The following is a 20,540-nucleotide window of genomic DNA, read 5'->3' as shown; positions in this document are numbered from 1 at the left end:
AAAGATTACTGGTAAAAAAACCTTGTTATAAAATGAATTGGCACACCTCTACTTCTGATGCTGTTTTCAAGGAACTTCAAAGCAATTCGGATGGTTTGCCGGCCGATGAGGTCGCTAAACGAATTCAGCAATACGGCCCCAACCAGTTGCAGGAAAAAAAGAAAAGACCGGTATGGCTGTTGTTTGCCATGCAGTTTAAAGACGTCATGATCCTGATACTCATGGTGGCCGCCATTGTATCGGGTATTGCCGGTGACCTGAAAGACGCCATCGTAATATTGATAATTATTATCATCAATGCCATTGTTGGGTTTGTGCAGGAGTTCCGCGCTGAAAAAGCGATCGATGCCTTAAAGCAGTTGTCGGCAGCCATGGTAAGAGTGCGGCGAAACAAAGGAGTAACGCAAATCCCTGCAGTCGAGCTGGTGCCCGGTGATGTAGTATTGCTGGAGGCAGGTGATATGGTAGGCGCCGATCTCCGCATTCTGGAAGCCCATGCCTTAAAAATCGAAGAAGCATCGCTAACGGGCGAATCTCAGGCTGTTGATAAATCTTCTCAACCGCTAGCGGATAACGATGCGCCGCTGGGCGACCGTACCAATATGGCTTATAAAAGCACCCTGGTCACAGCTGGTAATGGCACAGGGGTGGTGGTGGCAACCGGCATGGAAACCGAGATCGGGAAAATTGCCGGTATGCTGCAGGAAAAAGAACCTACCACTCCCCTGCAACAACGCCTGGCCGATTTCAGTAAAAAGTTATCATTTGTAGTGCTGGCCATTTGTTTGGTATTATATGGCATTGGCATGTTGCGTGGCCAGGACCCGCTAACCATGTTGCTCACTACTATTTCACTGGCAGTAGCAGCCATCCCCGAAGCGCTGCCTGCCGTTATTACCATTGCGCTGGCCCTGGGCGCCAAAAAGCTGGTACGTAAAAATGCATTGATCAGAAAACTGCCCGCAGTTGAAACGCTTGGTTCCGTTACCTATATCTGTACCGACAAAACCGGTACCCTTACTCAAAATCAGATGACGGTACAGGAGATCTGGCAACCCGGGCAATTTGATCTTGCCATCCCTGGCATTTCGAAAGAGCAAGCCTTATTACTGGCCATGAGCCTGAATCACGATTCACAGGAAGATCATACCGATAACAACAAACGAAAAGGCGACCCCACCGAAGTGGCCCTCGTAGAATATGCCTTTCAGCAGAAGGGATACGACAACAAATGGCAGCAGGCGTATCCCCGGGAGCAGGAACTACCCTTTGATTCAGACCGAAAAATGATGACCACGGTGCATACAATCAATGATCAGTTTCTGGTGATCACCAAAGGTGCGCTGGAATCGATCTTAAAAATATGTAACACAGCCGATCAACAACCCATCACGGAACAAAGCAATAAACTGGCTGAAACGGGTCAACGGGTCATTGCCTACTCCTGCAAACTGATCAAACAATTACCGAAAGAGACGGATCAGAAGACGCTGGAAAGCGAGCAATATTTCTGTGGGCTGGCAGGCATGATCGACCCGCCCCGACCGGAAGCCCGGCAGGCCATTGCAGCCTGTAGAACAGCCGGTATAGTACCGGTGCTGATAACCGGCGACCACCCCGCCACGGCATCAGCCATAGCCCGGGATATGGGCATCTTGCAAAGCAAGGACGACAGGACCGTTACCGGCGCCGAGCTGGCGAAATTCTCCGATGAGGACCTCGACAACAACATCACCCATATAAAAGTATATGCGCGCGTATCGCCTCAACAAAAACTTCGCATTGTAAAGGCCCTGCAAAAAAAGGATCAGTTTGTAGCCATGACCGGTGATGGGGTGAACGATGCGCCCGCTTTAAAACGTGCCAATATTGGCGTGGCCATGGGTATAACCGGCACCGACGTATCAAAAGAAGCCGCGGATATGATCCTGCTCGACGACAATTTTGCCACCATCGTAAAAGCGGTAGAAGAAGGACGGCGTATCTATGATAACATCAGGAAGTTTATCCGGTATGTGCTGGCTTGCAATTTTGCGGAGATACTCACCATATTTATGGCACCAGTGGTGGGTTTGCCCATTCCGTTATTACCGATCCATATCTTATGGATCAACCTGGTGACGGATAGTTTACCTGGATTGGCTTTGGCGGGTGAAAAGGCGGACACTAAAATTATGCAACGACCGCCACGGAACCCTGGTGAAGGCATTTTTGCCCAGGGATTGGGGTTTTATACAATTTGGGTGGGTGTTTTAATGGCTACCGTTACCCTTATTATGCAGGCATGGGCCATTCACATAGGTGATGCGCACTGGCAAACCATGGTGTTTACCGTACTTTGTTTTAGCCAAATGGCGCAGGCACTGGTTTCACGCAGCGAATATGAATTCATTTACCGCATGGGAATATTTACCAATCGACCGCTTATTGGCGCCATTGCGCTCACCTCTCTTTTACAAATTGCTATAATATATCTTCCTTTCCTGAACAAAATATTCAATACAGCTCCACTTACACTTACGGAACTGGGATTTTGCGTACTGGTTTCCGCCATTACCTTTCATGCAGTGGAGCTGGAAAAATTCATTAAACGGAGATCAGTGAAAGCCTGATCATTCCAACATATATGGGTAAGGATACAACAGCACTTTCCAGTTAACACCGCCATCAGCAGTTATATACAACTTCTGATCGCCGTACATGATGCCGTTCTGCTCATCCTGGAAATGGATCTTTTTCATATTGAGGTATTCATACCAATTATCGGAAACCGTATTCCAGGTAACGCCGGTATCAGTACTTTTTACGAAACCTTCGCTGGTAACCCCGTATACAACCGCTTTGTTCACCATGTATGCATGGGTAAGTTTCAGTTCAACAGCAGGTTTCTTCCAGGTTACCCCGCTGTCGGGCGAGATGTATACCTTTCCAGCATCTTCTATAGCAGCCACATTGCCTTTTGTACCAACCTGCAATCCATTGATCACGTGGTTATCAATGACCACCGGTTCGCTCCAGGTACGGCCTGTATCCGTTGTTTTGGAAATATAAGTACTGAAGGCGCTGGGCTTGTACAGCAACATCCAGCCAGTTTTATTGTTAGCGAATTGCATGTTCAACGGCTGAAAGGCATCATCGAAATAAATCACCCTTTGTGCCGCAGTGGTAGCAATATTAAACTTGTAATACTGGCGGCTGTCTGCATCAGTAGTTGCTTTTTGCTGATAAGCCAGCATGATATTGTTACTATCTATAAAGGCAGTATATACCAGTTCGGTACTATAATAAGTGGTGGTATTAAGCGCCGGGGTCATAGACTTAGGGGCCACAGCCGCCCAGGTTTTTCCATAATCCAGGGAATAGTTTATTACCGGCGACGCAGTTGTACCCGAAGCATATACAACAAAATTCCTGCTGTAATTGAGAGGGGTCAATCTGGTTTTGGGGAACGAAACAACACCGCTAGAAAAGTTCAGGAACTGGTCGGCTGTTTCAAAATAGTTCTTATCAGAAAAACCTCTGATGCCGACAGTACTGTCGAGCCGCACATTGAGAATGCTATTGTCCTTAATTAATCCTTTGAGTTTTGAATCAAGTATTGGTGTTGTAGGCATACTCGTCACCATAAACCTATCTTTATCACCACAACCCCATGCCACAGCACCCATAACCAAAAGCAAGTATAAGTTTTTCATAGTTATTTTTTGAAATTCAGATTAACACCCACACTCAGGTTTATTGAGCTACAGTTGTATACTTTTTTCTCTTGTATCAGCATGCCGGTCGTCAGCATTTCCTGTGCGAGTTCAGGAGTTACTGTCAGTTCGGGTTTATAATATTCATAATCCAGTTTAACATACAGATCACCTGAACGAACTACCATAATACCGGCATCAAACGAATAACCGGTCCCGGTCAATAATTTTCCGTTTGATGTAAAAGGCGCCGTAGATGTTTTTTCGTCAGATTTTTTGGTAACCTGGTTTACCGACCAGTTGTTATCAGCTCTTAATATGGGGAAGAAGGTAAATTTATTAACAGTATAGGCTTTGTATTGTAGTTCAAGCCCTGCTTTATAAGTGCGGAATGCTTCCCGTTTGGTTTCACCCAGGTTGCCATTCTTCCAGTAGTATTTCAAACCACCTACTGGCCGTACCCATAATTTATCATTCAAGAAAGCCGTTTTAACGCCTATAGAAACATTGAGACCGCCTTTGAAGGCTTCGGCGAGATCTGCACCAGGATTTGCAAAACCGGCATCGATGTCAACTGCAAACTTCCATTGCTTTTTAACCTTGGGCTTTTTTTGTTTTCCGGTTTCAAGCGTTATCAATGGCGACGCGGTGCTTGACGTGGTTGTCTGTGGTGTAGGAACATCCTGCGCCATTGCGGCACGTTGGATAAACAACACAGAAAAGACCCATAGGATACAACGGATACAAAGGGTTTTCATTGGATATTTTTTAATAGTCTGGCTAAAAAATAAAATAAATGCGCACTGGCCTGTTACCAGCCGTCATTCAGATCATCTTTATATTTACATTATTCAATATGTGAAATCAGCAACAGTATCAATACTATATGCAAAAATCCCCCAGTTAAACTTCGATTACTCGTGTATTGGTACTTTAGGCGCTGTATACAACGTAAATACCCGTTTTAGTATTGTAATGACGACTTAATTTCCTATCGCTTTCTTTTGAGAAATAGGGGGTTATGAGGTGAGTTGTTAGTTGTGAGTTGTGAGTGGGCTCGCTAACTTTTAAAAGGCCTAATAATTGGGACCAGGGATCAGGAAGAAGGTTGATAGGGTTAATAGAGTTTATAGTGTTCAGATGATGGAGCTTGAGGTAAGAAATGAGTTAATAGGCAGTATGCAAGGTGATAATAGGCTAGCCGAAGGCGAGCATGTGAGCAGTGAGTGGTGAGTGAACTCAAAATTATTTGCGAATCCCGAGTAATGGCGAGCCCACTCACAACTGACCACTCACAACTGATATTTTCCCTTTCACGAGGCCTACTGCCCTCTGCCTTCCCCCATTGCCCATTGCCTATTTCCCATTGCCGTCTGCTGTCTGCCGTCTGCCGTACCTCACCCTTGCGGTGTTTTTGGATCATCCTGTTTTCCAGGTTCCTCCTCCGGTTCCGGAACAGGGATCTCGCTGGGCGATGTTCCTCCAGGATCGTCCTCAGGCACTATTTCCGGCTCTTCAAATGGCCCTGGTGGATTACTAGGTACTGTTTCGGGCGTTATTTCCGGCTTTTCGGGTGTAGGTATTTCGGTTGGTTTATCAGGATTTGTTTTTTTGGCCATAGTATTCGTTTAGGGCAGAACTGCAAAAGCCATTCCACGCAAATCAATAAAAACAGGAACCAAACCGCTGGCATGATTGTTCCATAATAACTACATGAGTTCACAGCCAATATTCCAGGACCGCATTGATGCCGGCCTCGCTTTATGCCAGCATTTACAACATTACAAAAATGTGGATGGCATTGTGTTGGCAGTTCCCCGCGGTGGTGTGCCGGTAGCATTACCAATTGCCAAAATATTACAATTGCCCCTTGAGCTCATTCTTTCCAAAAAGATCGGCCATCCCATGCATAAGGAGTTCGCCATTGGCGCTGTAAGCCTCACAGGTCAGGTTATTTCACCCAACGCCTTTGCATCGGACGAATACATACAACAGGAAACACTACACATAAGAGAGCAATTAAGGGCCATGTATAAAAAGTTCATGGGCAATAAACCACCAACGCCGGTAAAAGGCAAAGTGGTTATCATTGTCGATGATGGCGTTGCCACCGGGCACACCTTGCTAAGCACAATCGAAATGATAAAAAATGAAGCGCCCAAAAAAATGGTGATAGCTGTGCCCGTAGCCTCTAAACAGGCCGCACAAAAATTAAGCGAAGTGGTTGATGAATTTGTTTGTGCATGGGTCCCCTCTCACTTCCGTTCAGTAGGTGAGTTCTACTCAGATTTTACTCAGGTAAGCGATGAGGATGTCATAACGATGCTTAGTCCACCGAAATAAATTCACTCAGTTCCCTGTTCTCAGTTGAAAGTCCTACCGCCATTCACACCTTCACTGTACTCGTTATTTGATCGGGTAACCCTTGTTGCTGTTTGGCTTGCTGCTGAACTGCCTTTTCCAATTCATCAACCGCCAGACAGGCGCTTTCGTTAAAACTGCCCGATCGCCGGTGCACGAATAACGAATCGCCATACAACGTGAGCCTCATCTCACAGACCTTGTTTTCCTGTGGTGAGGCAGTAGCATCATCACGCAGAATAATTTCGGCTTTTACAATGTCCTTAATAAGATGGGAAAAAGAAAGTACCTTCTCCTTTACTGGTTTTAATATGGATTCATTTACATCCGAATGCGGGGCATGAATCTCAATAATCATTGACTCAAATCGGAATGCCATATAAAGTATTGTATATCCTAAGTTACGATTATAAATGCAATAAAACACACGACAGCATTGGCTTTAACACTTGTTGTTCAAACAGGGAACAATTCATTGAACACGCATAACAACATGATAGATAAGACGTTTAAGCTACTACTAACAATGGGTGATAAAGAAAGGCAGATCGATACTTCTTAAAAGAGGACTTGCCGTTGCTGGTTTTACCAGTTCCGACAACCCATTACGGCCATACGCGCCCATCACTACAATGGTATGTTGCCGGTCGTACAGGTAAGCAGATAATTCTTCTGAAGCTTTACCCTGCAACACCTGAAAACCGATGCTTGAATAATGCAACCGGAGCCATTTACCCAGGTGCGCCTGTTCTGTAACCGGCATATCTTCGTCTTTATTTACCTGTAATACAATAGCCTTTTTCTCCGCTAACTCAGGAAACAAATAAGTAAACTGTTTGATAGCATAAACAGCCGAACGGCTACCATCATATGCAAAAACAATTTCTTTTATCTCTGCCAAACTGCTAGGCGCCACCAATACCGGACACTCTGCAGCGGCCAACACATCTTTAACAAAAGAAGTAGGCGTATCCTTTAATTTTCTCTCCTGCGTTACAGAAGCTTTTATGATCAGCAGATCAGCAAAACGGCTTTCTTCAATAACGGATTCAGCTCCGTAGCTATTATTATTGAATTCGACCTGGCAACGCACACCTCTTACAGCGCATGCTTTTTTAAACAGCGTTATATGCTCCTCCAGTCGTTTTAAAGTGATATTAGGTCCTATACTGTAAACAGGCGGCTCTTCTATATAGGGTGCTCCAAACTCTATATTTACCTCCGGCACCTCTTCTTCATAATTACCAACAAACAAACCGGTCAGTGAGGAATGAGAAAGTGTTGCAAAATTGCAGGCGAATTGGATGATCTCGGTATCGACGTGTGCAGCATCGAGTACTAGTAATATCTTTTTCATGGTGCTTGATTTTAATTCAAAGCTATCCTGCTGGCGGGCTTTATGGTATGACCTCTATTAGCGGGAGGAATGATTATGATCAGGTAGGTTATGGGGAATGGGCAATAGGCAATGGGCAGTAGGGATGGACAGTGGGTTATCGTGAAACGGCAAACGGCAAACGGCAGACGGCAGACGGCAAACGGTAAACGGCAAACGGCAAACGGTAACACCCACCACTCACATGCTCGCCTGCGGCTCGCACAATTATCACCTTGCATGCGGAAGGCAACCCACCCCTTGCCCCTCCCAGGAGGGGATTGCTTAAAACAAGCATTAACTAAAACGACATTATTAGCAAAAGGCAGCTCTGTTTTCCTTTCTCTGCCCTTTGCATTCTGCCCTCCCTGATCAACTGATCCCCAAAAAGGGAGAGCCACCCTTGGAGGGTGCGTAAGGCAACCCACCCCTCGCCCCTCCCAGGAGGGGATTGCTTAAAACAAACATTAACTAAACGACATTAAATGAGCAAAAAGCAGCGCTGTTTTCCTTTCTCTGCCCTTAGCATTCTGCCCTCCCTGATCAACTGATCAACTTGTTAACACCCCATCCCAATCTTTCCAAACCGGCTCATAGCCTATGGAGGAGATAACGCGGGCCATTTCGGCCGGACTGCGTTCATCGGCTATCTCAAATTGTTCGAGCGATTCCGGTTCCACGGCATAACCACCTGGATTTGTTTTTGAACCTGCACTGATGGAGGTAATGCCCAACTGCATCACATGGTCCCTGAACCGGGGTAATTCACGAGTGGATAATGACAACTCCACCTCCTGGTTGAAGATGCGCCAGGCACAGATCAACTGTACCAGTTCCCGGTCAACCATTTCTACCTTTGGCTCCAGTCCGCCGGAAAAAGGCCGTAGGCGGGGGAAAGAAATACTGTATTTTGTTTGCCAGTAAGTACGTTCAAGGTATTGCAAATGCAAAGCGGTAAAGAAAGAATCGGTGCGCCAGTCTTCCAAACCTATCAGTATACCCAAACCGATCTTATGCACCCCTGCCCTACCCAGGCGATCGGGCGTTTCAATGCGATATTGAAAATTTGATTTCTTTCCTTTGGGATGATGCTTTTTATAATCTTCGCGGTGATAGGTTTCCTGGTACACCAACACCGTATGCAGCCCTTCTGCGATCAACTCACTGTAATCCCCTTCATCTAACGGTTGTACTTCCATAGAAATGTGTGCAAATTGTTTCTTCAACAGATTGATCGCATTTTTAAAATACGGCACATGCACGGTATGATTGGCTTCACCCGTTACCAGCAGCACATGTTCATAGCCCATCGACTTGATGGCCGTTGCCTCCTGTACAATTTCAGTAGCCGACAACGTTCTGCGCCGCACCTTGTTATCGAGACTGAACCCACAATACGTACAAATATTATTGCACTCGTTGGAAAGATACATGGGAACATACATCTGTATCGTTTTTCCAAAACGCTGCTGCGTGAGTTGCTGGCTCAATCGGGCCATGGGCTCCAGGTACGCTGCTGCGGCGGGCGAGATCAACGCCATAAAATCATCCAGGGTCCTGCTTTGTCGGCCCAGGGCCGCTTCTACATCTGCAGATGTTTTACTATAGATACGCTGTTTAATCTCGTCCCAGTTATACTGATTGAAAATGCTGATAAAACTATCCATGCTATTCATCTGTGAATATCAATTTTGTTTTGGCCAGATGGAACTTACCATGGAAAAATTTTCATTGCCCTGTATGTCATAATGAAAATTTTTCCATGGACGTTTCATCTAAAAATGCCGTTAATGGACTACTTGCAATAGCCGTGTTCAATGGTTTGGCCAGCCGGGCCTCATAGGCAATTCTGCCTGCTTCTACCCCCATTTTAAATGCGGTGGCCATTTGTACCGGCTGACCGGCTACAGCAATGGCAGTATTCACCAGTACAGCATCGGCGCCAATCTCCAATGCTTTGGCCGCATCTGAAGGTGAACCGATACCCGCATCAACCACCACCGGCACTTTGCTTTGTTCTATAATGATCTCCAGAAAGTCGATTGTTTTTAACCCCTTGTTGCTGCCAATGGGTGAACCGAGCGGCATTACGGCGGCAGCACCTGCTTCTTCCAGTCTTTTACACAATACCGGATCGGCATGAATATAAGGCATTACCACAAAACCCATCTTTACCAGTTCTTCGGTTGCCCGTAATGTCTCCACCGGATCGGGCATCAGGTACTTGGGATCAGGATGTATTTCCAGCTTTAACCAGTTTGTCTGCAAGGCTTCGCGTGCCAACTGTGCAGCAAAAATGGCTTCTTTGGCAGTGCGCACCCCTGAGGTGTTGGGCAGCAGGTTGATGTGTTTATGTTGCAGGTGACGCAGAATATCATCCTGTGGATTGTTCATATCAACCCGTTTCAATGCAACCGTTACCAGCTCTGAACCCGATGCCAGCAGGGCATCTTCCATCACCTCGGTTGAACTGAACTTCCCTGTTCCTGTAAACAGGCGGGATTTAAATACTTTATTCGCTATAGTTAACATAGTGTTTAATTTAGTTTGCTAACGGTGCCACGGTTTGGAACCGTGGCACCGTTAGCTTAATAACTATACCAATCATTGATCTTTTTCACGGCAGATCCTCTATCAACAGAATTGGAAATTGCTCCGGAAACAGCAACGCCATACACTCCAGCGTCCCGTAAACCCGGCACATCATCAGGTAATATTCCGCCAATAGCCACAATAGGTGTATATAGTGAGGCGGCCCGCATTTGTTCCATGATGCGTTGATAGCCTTCCAGCCCCAAAACAGGACTTAATTTCTCTTTGGTGGTGGTAAAACGGAAAGGCCCCAGACCAATATAATCAACCCCTTCCAGTACACGCTGTTGAATATGTTCAAACGTATTGGCAGTGCCGCCAATGATCATGTTGCTACCAACAATGGCCCGCACATCCTGCACTGCCATATCCTGCAACCCAACATGTATGCCCCATGCATTTACCGACCGGGCCACCAACGGATAATCATTGATGATCAGTTTTGCATTATACCGGTCGCACAGGGCTTTGGCTGTTTTTGCCAGCGCCATTACTTCTGTTTCCGGTTGATCCTTTACCCGAAGTTGTACTAAACGGCAGCCGGCTTCCAATGCCTCCTCAATGGCCGCCAGATGTGTTTTTGCGGCGGTTTGTTGTGAAATAAAATATACCCGTTCTAACATATTGTATGATATCCCAGTAATGACTGGTTGCTATTTAAAAATGATTCTATATAATGTTTCGCGCCCCGGCAAGCTTCCACCATTGATTGACCCTGGGCCAGCCGGGCGGTAATGGCGGCTGATAATACACAACCCGATCCGTGTTTGGGAAATACCTGTTCAACGCCGGCTTCTATTATCGTATGTCCGGTGGGTTCATACAAGGTATCCGTACCCAACGCATCAGGGCGATGACCGCCTTTTAACAACACGGAACAAAACATAGCCTGTTCGTCTTTTATCAGCGCTACATCGGAAATGGATTGCAGCTGTTGCAATTCATTGTAATTGGGGGTGATCAACGTAACCCCTGCTAATACCGCATCCAGGCTGTGAAAGGTTTCTACTGCATGAAAATCATACCCAGCACTGGCTTTTAAAACCGGGTCCCACACAATTTGCATGGCCGGACTGTTTTCTTTTAAGAACACGAGCACATCCAGCAAAGTTTCCAACGAGTCGATGATCCCGATCTTACAGGCCGATACAACAAATTTGTTCATCAACGGCTGCAATTGCTCAATGATCTGTTCGGCCGTTAGCCAGTGAATATTAAAAAAGCTGTCATCGGTTTGAACTGTCCAGCCAGTACAAACACCCAACCCGTAAACAGCATGCTGTTCAAAGGTCTTACAATCGGCCAGCACCCCTGCACCGCCGGTAGGATCAAATCCCGCTATGGTCAATACGTATGGACGTTGTGTTTGCATAATTTAAAATTTTCAACTGCCATTTCCGGTTCCTGCCAGATGGCCCCCAATAAAGCAGCACCATCAAAATTCATTGTCACCAAAGAATGAATGTTATTCGCTTCAACGCCGCCCAATGCCAGTACCGGCACCGGCTTTTGCTCCGCTTTCAAATAAAAATCATCTCCGGCAATGCCCTTGTATTGGTGCTTTGATATACTATCGAACACGGGCGAAAAAAAGGCATATGAGAAAAGCGATGTCAATCTTTGTAACGTCGGCAACTCATGCACCGAAGTACTCAACGTATAGCCTTTATCTTTCAGTTTCACCAACTCTTCTTTAGTGGTTGACTGCCGGTGTTCTTCCCTGAAATGCCAGCGATGGATATTGTATTCCTCCATCAAATGATAGAACCCATGCATGGCTATACGGTCATGATAAACAGCCGGAATAGCTTCTATCAATTGCCGCATTGTTTGTTCATCGGCCTCAGGTTTACGCAAATGAAACACCTCCAGCCCTTCGGCAAATAATTGCTGAATGATGGTGGCTTCATTTGGCACTGCAGTAGCATTTGATATAACGGCTATCGTAAACATAGTGAACAAGTTGTTGTATGTTACAGAGCTCCGCTCAGGACTATAAATAAATATTACTTCCTTTCTCAGCAAACTCCTTTGACTTCTCGTCCATCCCCTTCTGTATGGCATCGGCGTCCTGCAATCCATTTTCGGCTGCATATTCCCGAACATCCTGTGTAATTTTCATAGAACAGAAGTTCGGTCCGCACATAGAGCAGAAATGTGCCACTTTAGCGCCATCAGCCGGCAGCGTCTCATCATGGAATTCACGTGCGGTATCCGGATCGAGCGAAAGGTTGAACTGGTCTTCCCAGCGGAATTCAAAACGGGCCTTGCTCAATGCATTGTCACGGTATTGCGCACCAGGATGCCCTTTCGCCAGATCAGCCGCATGGGCGGCAATCTTATAGGTGATCACGCCGTCCTTTACATCTTTCTTATTGGGTAAACCCAGGTGTTCTTTTGGTGTTACATAACATAACATGGCGGTACCAAACCAGCCGATCATTGCGGCGCCAATGGCCGATGTAATATGATCATAGCCAGGTGCGATATCTGTGGTCAAAGGTCCGAGCGTGTAAAAAGGCGCTTCTTTACAATGCTTCAATTGCTTTTCCATATTCTCCTTTATCAGGTGCATCGGCACGTGACCCGGGCCTTCTATCATTGTTTGCACATCATGCTTCCAGGCAATATCGGTGAGTTCACCCAGTGTTTCCAGCTCAGCAAATTGTGCGGCATCATTGGCATCGGCCAAGCTACCGGGACGCAAGCCATCGCCTAAGGAGAAGGCCACATCATACGCTTTCATGATCTCACAGATCTCTTCGAAATGTGTATACAGAAAACTTTCCTTATGATGTGCCAGACACCATTTGGCCATGATACTGCCACCGCGGGATACAATACCCGTCATGCGTTTAGCAGTTAATGGAATATAACGCAACAGCACACCTGCATGGATGGTGAAATAATCTACCCCCTGCTCGGCCTGTTCTATCAAAGTATCGCGGAACAATTCCCAGGTCAGTTCTTCTGCTTTTCCATTCACTTTTTCCAATGCCTGGTAAATAGGCACAGTACCAATGGGCACAGGCGAATTACGAATGATCCACTCACGGGTTTCATGGATGTTTTTACCGGTCGACAGGTCCATGATGGTATCGGCGCCCCAGCGACATGCCCATACAGCTTTTTCCACTTCCTCTTCTATGCTGGAGGTCACAGCCGAATTACCAATATTGGCATTGATCTTCACCAGAAAATTGCGACCAATGATCATGGGTTCACTTTCCGGGTGATTGATATTGCTGGGTATAATGGCACGCCCTGCGGCAACTTCCTGTCGTACAAATTCAGGCGTGATATAACTTTTGGGAGTATTGGCGCCAAAGCTGTGGCCGGCATGTTGCTGCGACAACAGACCATAGCTGCCATTCAGTTGTTCTTTTAACAGATCGAACCGTTGGTTCTCACGGATGGAAATGTATTCCATCTCGGGTGTAATAATGCCTTTGCGGGCATAATGTAACTGACTTACGTTATAACCGCTTTTGGCACGACGTGGTTTGCGGAGATGCTCAAAACGGAAGGCATCCAGTTTTTCATTGTTCAATCGCTCAAGGCCATACGAAGAAGACACCTGTTGTAATTGCTCGGTATCCTGCCGGTCGATGATCCATTTTTCACGCAAGGGTGATAAGCCTTTCTTTACATCGATGGTCACATTGGGATCGGTATAAGCGCCACTGGTATCGTATACGGTAACAGAAGCATTCTTTTCTGTAGCGCCCTTTTTACCATGTAATTGCGTATCGGTAAGCGAGATCTCCCGCATGGCTACGGCGACATCAGTATGCAGTTGTCCTTTTACATAGATCTTTTTCGATGCAGGAAAAGGTTCTGTAGTTATTTTGTTTTGATTGGGAATAGCTTCTTTTTTCATAATATTTTTTTGGTGAATGGTCATTCGTGAATCGGCAATAGGCAGTCGGCAATCGCCCCGTTTAACTGGCAACTGATCAACCCTGGCAACCAGCCTTACCCGCCTTGTGTAGCTCTGATCAGCATTACTTTATCGGCTGGCTGTAGCACATACGATTGCCAATGGGTATTGGGAATAACAGTTTGGTCTACTGCTACCGCCAAACCGGCCACTGGTATGCCTAATACCTGGGTGAGCAATTGCTCCAACGAACATTGATCAGGAATATCCCTTGGTTGTTGATTGATAAAAATGTTCATACCTACTTTTTTAATCACTTCAGGGAATGAACATGCAGCAAAAGAGAAATGAAAGAAGAAATAATAGAAGACTTTCACTTTTCCCTTCGGCAGTACGAACTGCATCAGGTTCAAAGGGTATTATCTCAGTCCGTTATGGACACCCCTAAAGTGAGGTAAAGGTATAGTTTTTTTTGAAATAGCAATTTTTTTGTCAAAAGAGGGTAGATGGAAGTTGATAGAGTTAACAAGGTTGATAAGGGAAGTAAGATATAGGAAATAGGCATGCTGACCAGTTATTCAGTTGATCAGGAAGAAGGTTGATAGAGTTGTCACGTTTATGGTTGATTGGGTTGACCAGTTGATCAGTTGACCAGGAATGGAAGTTGATAGGGTTAATATAGTTCGTAGTGTTCTGATGAAGGAGCCTGAGGTAAGAATTGAGTTATTAGGCAACATACAAAGTGATGATTGTGCGAGCCGCAGGCGAGCGCTGAGAGTCCTGAGCAGAAGAGAATAGATTGACTTTTTTTTTCACATCTGCCGTTTGCCGTCTGCCGTCTGCCGTTTGCCGTCTGCAGATAGCCCATTGCCTACTGCCTATTGCCCATTCCCCATTCCCCATTGCCCATTGCCTTTTCCTCATAACATGACATATATCAAGCGCTAAACTGATAATTTTCATGCATTTTAAGCGTTAACCAGATATCTTTGCCTGAAATTTAGAAACTTGAATAAATGGTGGACGATAGTGTTCTTGATAGGCATGCTGGGGCAAACCTTCAGCAAAAGCCTTATCGTCCTGAATTTCAAGGTTAATCAAAAGACGATTGCGGCTAATTTGTGTGAGAACCGCAATAAACCCAGGAGCTGCTGTCATGGTACATGTTACCTGACCAAACAGCTGAATAAAGACGAAAGATCACAGGACGCTCCGCTGAATGGGGGCTCCAGTCTAAAATTCGAAGTAGTATTGTACAGTGAAAAGAAGGCTGAAACGCACTACCTGGTAATAAACGAAAAACTGGTACATGTATCACGGTACACCGAACCCATCTCACAAAAAGTAATAGACGCTGTTTTCCATCCTCCACAAGTGTAATTGCTACCACACACTTTAATCATTCTCATTTTTTAGTTGTTAGCTTACCTGCTGTAGGTATGTCCATACAGGAATGCCCTTTACAGTATGTAATGTAATAAACCTTTCCCAGCAACCTATTCCACTTCAACTTAAGCATGCGTAAGCATAGCAGGCATTGTATTGCCTGAATTGGCTACCTGCATGTGTAATATGTTACAACTATGAGACCTTTTATAAATTGGCTGACTGCTTTATTGATCATATTTACCAGCCTCCATTCCAATGCACAAACCAATTGCGTTGGCAAAGTGATGGACGCCGCCACGCATGAACCGATAGCCCGGGCTTCCGTACAAATAAAGCACACTAATAAAGGAACTATTACCAATACGAATGGCGAGTTCACCCTCCCATTGGCAGATACCGCGACCGAAATCATCATCACTTCATTGGGATACCAGCCTGTAACCATCCGCACAGGTGCGCAAAGCTCACTACTGGTAAACTTACAAAGCAACAATAACAGCTTACAGGAAATAGTGATCAGCGCCAGCAGAACAGCGCAGAAACGAAGCGAAGCACCGGTAGCCATTGCCACCATCAGCAAGCAAACCATGGAAGACTCCAAAGCCATTCGCATTGATCAACTGGTGAACAAAGTGAGTGGCGTAAACATGGTGAACCTGGGCAATGAACAACACCAAATGAGCATTCGCCAACCCATGACCACCAAAAGCCTGTTCTTATACCTGGAAGATGGTATTCCCATTCGCACAACAGGTGTTTATAATCACAATGCTTTGTTGGAAATGAACCTGCCCGCAGCCCGGCAGATCGAGATCATAAAAGGACCAGCCTCTTCGCTATACGGCGCTGAAGCGATTGGCGGCGCGGTGAATATCATTACCCAGGCACCACCGGCTGTATTTACCGGACAGGTAAGTGCACAGCTCACCAATACCGGATATAAAAGAACAGATGTACAGGTGGGCAACACGTTCGGCAAATTTGGTTTGCTGATCAGCGGGTATTACGCCAAGCGCCATAACGGTCCCGTAGACCACAGCGATTTTCATAAAACCGGCATTACCGTCCGGGGCGATTATGCCATCAGCGATAAAACCAAATGGGTGAACGACATCACCTATGTAAATTATTACAGCGATATGCTGGGCTCTCTCGACAGCACGCATTTCGCCAATAAAGATTACAGTACCCCCCAAACATTCACCTACCGCAAAGTGCCGGCCATTCGTTATAAATCGCAGCTGTTCCATCAATGGAATGCCAACAGCAGCACCCAGGTTTCGTTTGTGTACCGCGATAACTCGGTACAACAAAATCCATCGTACCGGGTGAAGAATGTGACCAGTGATCCGTCACTGGCTTATGGAGAGATAAACGAAAGCGCATTTAATACATATATGGTGGTAGCACAACACCAGCAATCATTCAACTTTCTGAACAGTAAGTTAATTGCGGGCATAACGGTCGACAACAGTCCATCATCCTATAATGCCAATTTCATTTACATCCAGCGCGACAACCGGGGGTATTATGTCAGCTATAACACTACCGACTCTGTACTTAGCCAATATAAAACACGCATCAACAACCTGGCATCCTATGTTCACTATGAAGCAGAATTGGTAAGGGGTTTGAAATTAACGGCAGCTTTGCGATATGATTTCTATCATTACAACTTCAGCAATGCGTTGCCACCTTCTGCTTATACGGGCGCTCCTTCTACTACAAATAATTTCAAACGTTTCTCCCCCAAAATAGGCGCCACCTATAACTATAAAGGAACCGGCCTGTATGCAAACTACAGTGAGGGTTTTGTTCCCCCACAGATCAGTGAATTGTATACCGGCGTTCAGGTGCCTTACCTGGGCCCGCAAACCTTTTACAATTATGAAGTGGGCGGCTGGTTTTCCTTGTTAAAAAATAAGCTGTATGCCGACTGGAGCTGGTACCTGTTAAATGGCACCAATGAGATCATCAGCGTGAAGAACCCCGACGGTTCTACCGAAAACCAGAATGCCGGAAAAACAAAACATACCGGTATTGAATATGGCATTACCTATCGTCCGGTAAATAGCTTGTCAGTCCGTTTCAGTGGCGCCACCAGCAAACACACCTTTGGCGATTATGTTGAAAAAGGAGTTGCTTATAACAACAACCAACTGGCAGGTGGTCCGCGTTTTATAGCCAATGCGGAAATAACCTATAAACCTGTCTTTGTAAAAGGATTGCGCGTAGGTGCCGAATGGCAACATATCGGTCCTTATTATATGGACAATGCCAATACCAAACAATATGGTGGTTATGATCTGTTGAACTTACGTGCCGGATATACTATCCACTCTTTTGAAGTATGGGTAAATGCCATGAACGCCACCAACAGGTATTATTCAACCTATGCCAGCAAATCGGGCAGTGCATTAAGTTATAACCTCGGCGACCCAAGAGAATTTAATATTGGGGTAGGTTATAAGTTTGGAAAACATTAATACGGCTAAAACACAAATACCCTATCTACAAATAATGCTTCGTAAGAATATATACGGGTTGCACCGTACCTTATCATTGATCATTGCCATACCGGTGTTATTATGGGCAGCCAGTGGTTTTATGCATCCATTGATGACAAACATCAAGCCACAGGTGGCCACCCAAAAAATACCACCCGTAGCCATTGACACCAACGCCATCCATACGCCATTAAAAGCGGCGTTGCAAAAAAATAACATTACGAATTTCCATGCGGTACGATTCATTCATATCGATACTAATTTCTTTTACCAGGTCCAAAAGGAAGCAAATAAAGCGCCTGTATACCTGAGCGTATCGAATGGCAGGTTACTGCCATCAGGCGACTGGTTGTATGCGCAATACCTGGCCCGGCAATTTTTAGAAGGACCGCCTAAAAGCGAAACAGTTACTACGGTCAGCCCGGTAGCATTGGTTGCCCCGGCAGAAGAGGAGCTTCCGGATTGTTGTAATGCCGCTACGGCTTGTGTATTGAAAAATACAAGCGGCAGCACCATAGCCAACGCCCATCAGTTAACCGAATTTGATAACGAATACAAATATGTAAACCGCCTGCTACCGGTTTACAAAGTAACCTTTGACCGACCCGATGGCATCCGCATCTATGTGGAAACCACGCAGGACCGCTTTGCTTTCGCTATGGACAACAGACGGGCAATATTTGACAACATCTTCCAATGGTTACATACCTGGTCGTGGCTCGACGCATTGGGAAATACCAAACTGGTGTTTATTATAGCCCTTACATTATTAGCCTTTTGCACAACGCTGATGGGCCTCTACATTTTCTTTATTACAAAATCAAAAAAAGCAACTGGCAATGTTGTTGTAAAAGCCCGGCGTTACCACCGGTACACGGCTATTGTTGGCGCGCTGTTTACCCTGGCCTGGTCGTTCAGTGGCGCCTGGCATGCGTTTGCTAAATTTAAACCCGATAACCGGAATACATTTTTTATCAGCAACCAGTTCTCCCCTAACATCGAACTTGATATTACCAGATTACAACAAGTGGTATCCAAACCAATTAGTAATGTCAGTCTGGTTAGTATGAATGAACAAACCTGGTGGCGGGTTACCAGTATGGAACCTGGCATTACGTTCATTAATACGAATGATTATACCCTTTTACCTACAGGAGAAGAAAAATATGCCACCTGGCTGGCGAACCAGTTCAGCAAGAATACATCAGGTAATGTTCAGTCTGTTTCATTGATCTCAAAATTCAACGACGAATACAACTTTGCGGATAAACGGTTGCCTGTTTGGCGGGTCAATTATACCGGGTCCGAAAACGCAAGGTATTTTGTAGAAACGGCTACCGGCAGATTATCTGCAAAAGTTAATAACAATGAGCTGGCGGAGGGGTATTCGTTTGCCCTATTGCACAAACACCATTTCATGGATTGGGGCGGTAAGGGCACGAGGGATGCGAGTACGATGGTGTGGGCGTTCTTTCAGATAGTGATAATTGCGGTAGGGTTGGTGCTTTGGTTGAAAGTGAGGCGGAGACGTTTGAAATAAGTCGAATGTCAGTTGTGAGTTGTCAGTTGTGAGTGGGCTCGCTATTACTCGGTATTCACAAATAATTTCGAGTTCACTCACCACTCCCATTTTCGCCTGTAGCTCGACACTTAATGCATACCTCCTTACCTTATCCACCTTGTCAATTTTTCAACTGGTCAACTAGTTAACTGGTCAACTGATTAACTCCTCAATCCTTCTTCTGCGACCTATACTGCTTCGGGGACAACCCAATGATCTTCCTGAACCTTTTAGAAAAATAATACGGATCATCAAAACCCATACTTAAGGCAATGTCCTTAACAGAGCTGGTGCTAAAGTCCAGCTGCTGACTGGCCTTTTGCATTTTCATTTGGATGAAATAATCAATTGGGGCATAGCCGGTCTTTTGTTTAAACAAACTGGAAAAGCGGGAAGCTGAATAATTGTAGTGAGAGCTCAGGTCCTGCAGGGAAATATTTTCATTGATGTGCTCCTGCATATACAGAATGGCACTGTCAACCACATCCAGCTTATCATTGGGACTAACGGTGGTATGTTTCGAATTATATATAAACAGGCTCAGAAAATGCGGCAAACATAAATTAGCGAAAATGAGGTTATCGGTACTATACCCCAATTCCAGCGCTTTGTACATCCGGGAGAACATAGACAGGATCTCACCGCTGCTTTTTATATAAAATGGTTTGAAATGTTTTTGTACTGCATGCAACCCATTCATTTGTGGCAATGATTCGCCCCCAAAATGGATCCAGTAGATGCTCCAGGGGTTATCCTCTGCACTGCCATAGGCATGTTCAACATTCTGAGGCAGAATAAAAAACTGATTCGGCCCTACTTCCGATTTTTTATCCCCTATCTGGTACCACCCAGCGCCATCCACACAATAAAATAAAAAGTTTTCCGGCAATCCCTTTTTCCGGTATGTATAGTGACCACGCGCATTAGGATAATATCCCAGGCTGCAAACGTACAATTGATTCAGCAAAGCATTCGTTTGTACTTTTTGCTTCAGCACTGTTTTCGGGATCTCTATGCGCTGGCGACCAATTCCATACCAGATGTTTTTATGGGAACCCTCTTTATTTTTCGCATTCATATGGTATAACAATAGAATTTACGGCAAGATACTTACATTCGCTGATTCCAGGCATGATCTAATAATATTCTAAAACCTGGAACATCGAATTGTATACCAGCC

At 45.4% G+C, this 20,540-nt stretch carries 18 protein-coding genes and 1 riboswitch; of the genes, 5 read left to right on the top strand and 13 right to left on the bottom strand.

The genetic code is table 11. From position 1 onward, the window contains the following. Window positions 1–32 precede the first annotated feature (32 nt). Window positions 33–2,612 carry a calcium-translocating P-type ATPase, PMCA-type gene (locus J7I42_RS27675; protein ID WP_209142323.1) on the top strand — a complete coding sequence of 860 codons (2,580 nt, stop codon included), beginning with the start codon at window positions 33–35 and terminating at the stop codon, window positions 2,610–2,612. Here J7I42_RS27675 and J7I42_RS27670 read toward each other — a convergent pair whose 3' ends face one another. From J7I42_RS27670 to J7I42_RS27660, 3 genes are all read right to left on the bottom strand, one after another. Next, window positions 2,613–3,695 (bottom strand): sialidase family protein, encoded by a 1,083-nt coding sequence (locus tag J7I42_RS27670; RefSeq protein ID WP_209142321.1) that lies wholly within the window; start codon window positions 3,693–3,695, stop codon window positions 2,613–2,615. A gap of 2 nt (window positions 3,696–3,697) precedes the next feature. Beyond that, on the bottom strand, window positions 3,698–4,453 hold the full coding sequence (locus J7I42_RS27665; protein WP_209142319.1) for a hypothetical protein: 756 nt from the start codon (window positions 4,451–4,453) through the stop codon (window positions 3,698–3,700). A 639-nt stretch (window positions 4,454–5,092) separates the two neighbouring features. Then, window positions 5,093–5,314, bottom strand: a complete 222-nt coding sequence (locus tag J7I42_RS27660; RefSeq protein WP_209142317.1) for a hypothetical protein — start codon at window positions 5,312–5,314, stop codon at window positions 5,093–5,095. 94 nt (window positions 5,315–5,408) lie between these two features. Between J7I42_RS27660 and J7I42_RS27655 the strand changes: the two genes are divergently transcribed. Next, the gene (locus J7I42_RS27655; protein WP_209142315.1) at window positions 5,409–6,038 is read left to right on the top strand and encodes a phosphoribosyltransferase; all 630 of its coding nucleotides are present in this window, start codon (window positions 5,409–5,411) and stop codon (window positions 6,036–6,038) included. A gap of 43 nt (window positions 6,039–6,081) precedes the next feature. Here the strand turns inward: J7I42_RS27655 and J7I42_RS27650 are convergent, their stop codons facing one another. The 9 genes from J7I42_RS27650 to thiS form a co-directional block, all read right to left on the bottom strand. Beyond that, window positions 6,082–6,435, bottom strand: coding sequence for an HPF/RaiA family ribosome-associated protein (locus tag J7I42_RS27650; protein WP_209142313.1), 354 nt, complete (start codon window positions 6,433–6,435; stop codon window positions 6,082–6,084). Window positions 6,436–6,576: 141 nt separating this feature from the next. Next, entirely contained in the window at window positions 6,577–7,413 is an 837-nt protein-coding gene (locus J7I42_RS27645; protein WP_209142311.1) for a universal stress protein, read from the bottom strand. Window positions 7,414–7,982: 569 nt separating this feature from the next. After that, entirely contained in the window at window positions 7,983–9,107 is a 1,125-nt protein-coding gene (gene thiH, locus J7I42_RS27640) for a 2-iminoacetate synthase ThiH (RefSeq protein WP_209142309.1), read from the bottom strand. A gap of 67 nt (window positions 9,108–9,174) precedes the next feature. Beyond that, complete coding sequence (locus J7I42_RS27635; RefSeq protein ID WP_209142307.1) at window positions 9,175–9,963, bottom strand: thiazole synthase; 789 nt, start codon at window positions 9,961–9,963, stop codon at window positions 9,175–9,177. 56 nt (window positions 9,964–10,019) lie between these two features. Beyond that, complete coding sequence (locus J7I42_RS27630) at window positions 10,020–10,646, bottom strand: thiamine phosphate synthase (protein ID WP_209142305.1); 627 nt, start codon at window positions 10,644–10,646, stop codon at window positions 10,020–10,022. Then, window positions 10,640–11,395, bottom strand: a complete 756-nt coding sequence (locus J7I42_RS27625) for a hydroxymethylpyrimidine/phosphomethylpyrimidine kinase (protein WP_209142303.1) — start codon at window positions 11,393–11,395, stop codon at window positions 10,640–10,642. Before J7I42_RS27625 ends, J7I42_RS27630 begins: the two co-directional genes overlap by 7 nt. After that, window positions 11,368–11,976, bottom strand: a complete 609-nt coding sequence (locus J7I42_RS27620; RefSeq protein WP_209142301.1) for a thiamine phosphate synthase — start codon at window positions 11,974–11,976, stop codon at window positions 11,368–11,370. The genes J7I42_RS27625 and J7I42_RS27620 overlap by 28 nt, the downstream gene beginning before the upstream one ends. Window positions 11,977–12,016: 40 nt before the next feature. Then, window positions 12,017–13,903, bottom strand: coding sequence for a phosphomethylpyrimidine synthase ThiC (gene thiC / locus J7I42_RS27615; RefSeq protein WP_209142299.1), 1,887 nt, complete (start codon window positions 13,901–13,903; stop codon window positions 12,017–12,019). A gap of 95 nt (window positions 13,904–13,998) precedes the next feature. Further along, entirely contained in the window at window positions 13,999–14,202 is a 204-nt protein-coding gene (gene thiS, locus J7I42_RS27610) for a sulfur carrier protein ThiS (protein ID WP_209142297.1), read from the bottom strand. A gap of 64 nt (window positions 14,203–14,266) precedes the next feature. Further along, window positions 14,267–14,359: riboswitch (TPP riboswitch) on the bottom strand. A 552-nt stretch (window positions 14,360–14,911) separates the two neighbouring features. Here thiS and J7I42_RS27605 point away from each other — a divergent pair. From J7I42_RS27605 to J7I42_RS27595, 3 genes are all read left to right on the top strand, one after another. Continuing rightward, entirely contained in the window at window positions 14,912–15,283 is a 372-nt protein-coding gene (locus J7I42_RS27605; RefSeq protein ID WP_209142295.1) for a hypothetical protein, read from the top strand. A 203-nt stretch (window positions 15,284–15,486) separates the two neighbouring features. Next, window positions 15,487–17,778, top strand: coding sequence for a TonB-dependent receptor (locus tag J7I42_RS27600; protein WP_209142293.1), 2,292 nt, complete (start codon window positions 15,487–15,489; stop codon window positions 17,776–17,778). 34 nt (window positions 17,779–17,812) lie between these two features. Further along, window positions 17,813–19,339, top strand: a complete 1,527-nt coding sequence (locus J7I42_RS27595) for a hypothetical protein (RefSeq protein WP_209142291.1) — start codon at window positions 17,813–17,815, stop codon at window positions 19,337–19,339. 190 nt (window positions 19,340–19,529) lie between these two features. Here the strand turns inward: J7I42_RS27595 and J7I42_RS27590 are convergent, their stop codons facing one another. After that, on the bottom strand, window positions 19,530–20,438 hold the full coding sequence (locus tag J7I42_RS27590) for an AraC family transcriptional regulator (RefSeq protein WP_209142289.1): 909 nt from the start codon (window positions 20,436–20,438) through the stop codon (window positions 19,530–19,532). Window positions 20,439–20,540 lie beyond the last annotated feature (102 nt).

Origin of the sequence: Niastella soli, from assembly GCF_017742245.1 — a bacterium.
Lineage (GTDB): Bacteria > Bacteroidota > Bacteroidia > Chitinophagales > Chitinophagaceae > Niastella > Niastella soli.
The sequence above is the reverse complement of the archived record's forward strand: the minus strand, read 5'-3'. Positions and strand labels throughout refer to the sequence as shown.

Bases quoted from the DNA above. Each gene is read 5' to 3' on its own strand.
- J7I42_RS27675 (WP_209142323.1), top strand. From the start codon at position 33: ATGAATTGGCACACCTCTACTTCTGATGCTGTTTTCAAGGAACTTCAA.
- J7I42_RS27670 (WP_209142321.1), bottom strand. From the start codon at position 3,695: ATGAAAAACTTATACTTGCTTTTGGTTATGGGTGCTGTGGCATGGGGT.
- J7I42_RS27665 (WP_209142319.1), bottom strand. From the start codon at position 4,453: ATGAAAACCCTTTGTATCCGTTGTATCCTATGGGTCTTTTCTGTGTTG.
- J7I42_RS27660 (WP_209142317.1), bottom strand. From the start codon at position 5,314: ATGGCCAAAAAAACAAATCCTGATAAACCAACCGAAATACCTACACCC.
- J7I42_RS27655 (WP_209142315.1), top strand. From the start codon at position 5,409: ATGAGTTCACAGCCAATATTCCAGGACCGCATTGATGCCGGCCTCGCT.
- J7I42_RS27650 (WP_209142313.1), bottom strand. From the start codon at position 6,435: ATGGCATTCCGATTTGAGTCAATGATTATTGAGATTCATGCCCCGCAT.
- J7I42_RS27645 (WP_209142311.1), bottom strand. From the start codon at position 7,413: ATGAAAAAGATATTACTAGTACTCGATGCTGCACACGTCGATACCGAG.
- thiH (WP_209142309.1), bottom strand. From the start codon at position 9,107: ATGAATAGCATGGATAGTTTTATCAGCATTTTCAATCAGTATAACTGG.
- J7I42_RS27635 (WP_209142307.1), bottom strand. From the start codon at position 9,963: ATGTTAACTATAGCGAATAAAGTATTTAAATCCCGCCTGTTTACAGGA.
- J7I42_RS27630 (WP_209142305.1), bottom strand. From the start codon at position 10,646: ATGTTAGAACGGGTATATTTTATTTCACAACAAACCGCCGCAAAAACA.
- J7I42_RS27625 (WP_209142303.1), bottom strand. From the start codon at position 11,395: ATGCAAACACAACGTCCATACGTATTGACCATAGCGGGATTTGATCCT.
- J7I42_RS27620 (WP_209142301.1), bottom strand. From the start codon at position 11,976: ATGTTTACGATAGCCGTTATATCAAATGCTACTGCAGTGCCAAATGAA.
- thiC (WP_209142299.1), bottom strand. From the start codon at position 13,903: ATGAAAAAAGAAGCTATTCCCAATCAAAACAAAATAACTACAGAACCT.
- thiS (WP_209142297.1), bottom strand. From the start codon at position 14,202: ATGAACATTTTTATCAATCAACAACCAAGGGATATTCCTGATCAATGT.
- J7I42_RS27600 (WP_209142293.1), top strand. From the start codon at position 15,487: ATGAGACCTTTTATAAATTGGCTGACTGCTTTATTGATCATATTTACC.
- J7I42_RS27595 (WP_209142291.1), top strand. From the start codon at position 17,813: ATGCTTCGTAAGAATATATACGGGTTGCACCGTACCTTATCATTGATC.
- J7I42_RS27590 (WP_209142289.1), bottom strand. From the start codon at position 20,438: ATGAATGCGAAAAATAAAGAGGGTTCCCATAAAAACATCTGGTATGGA.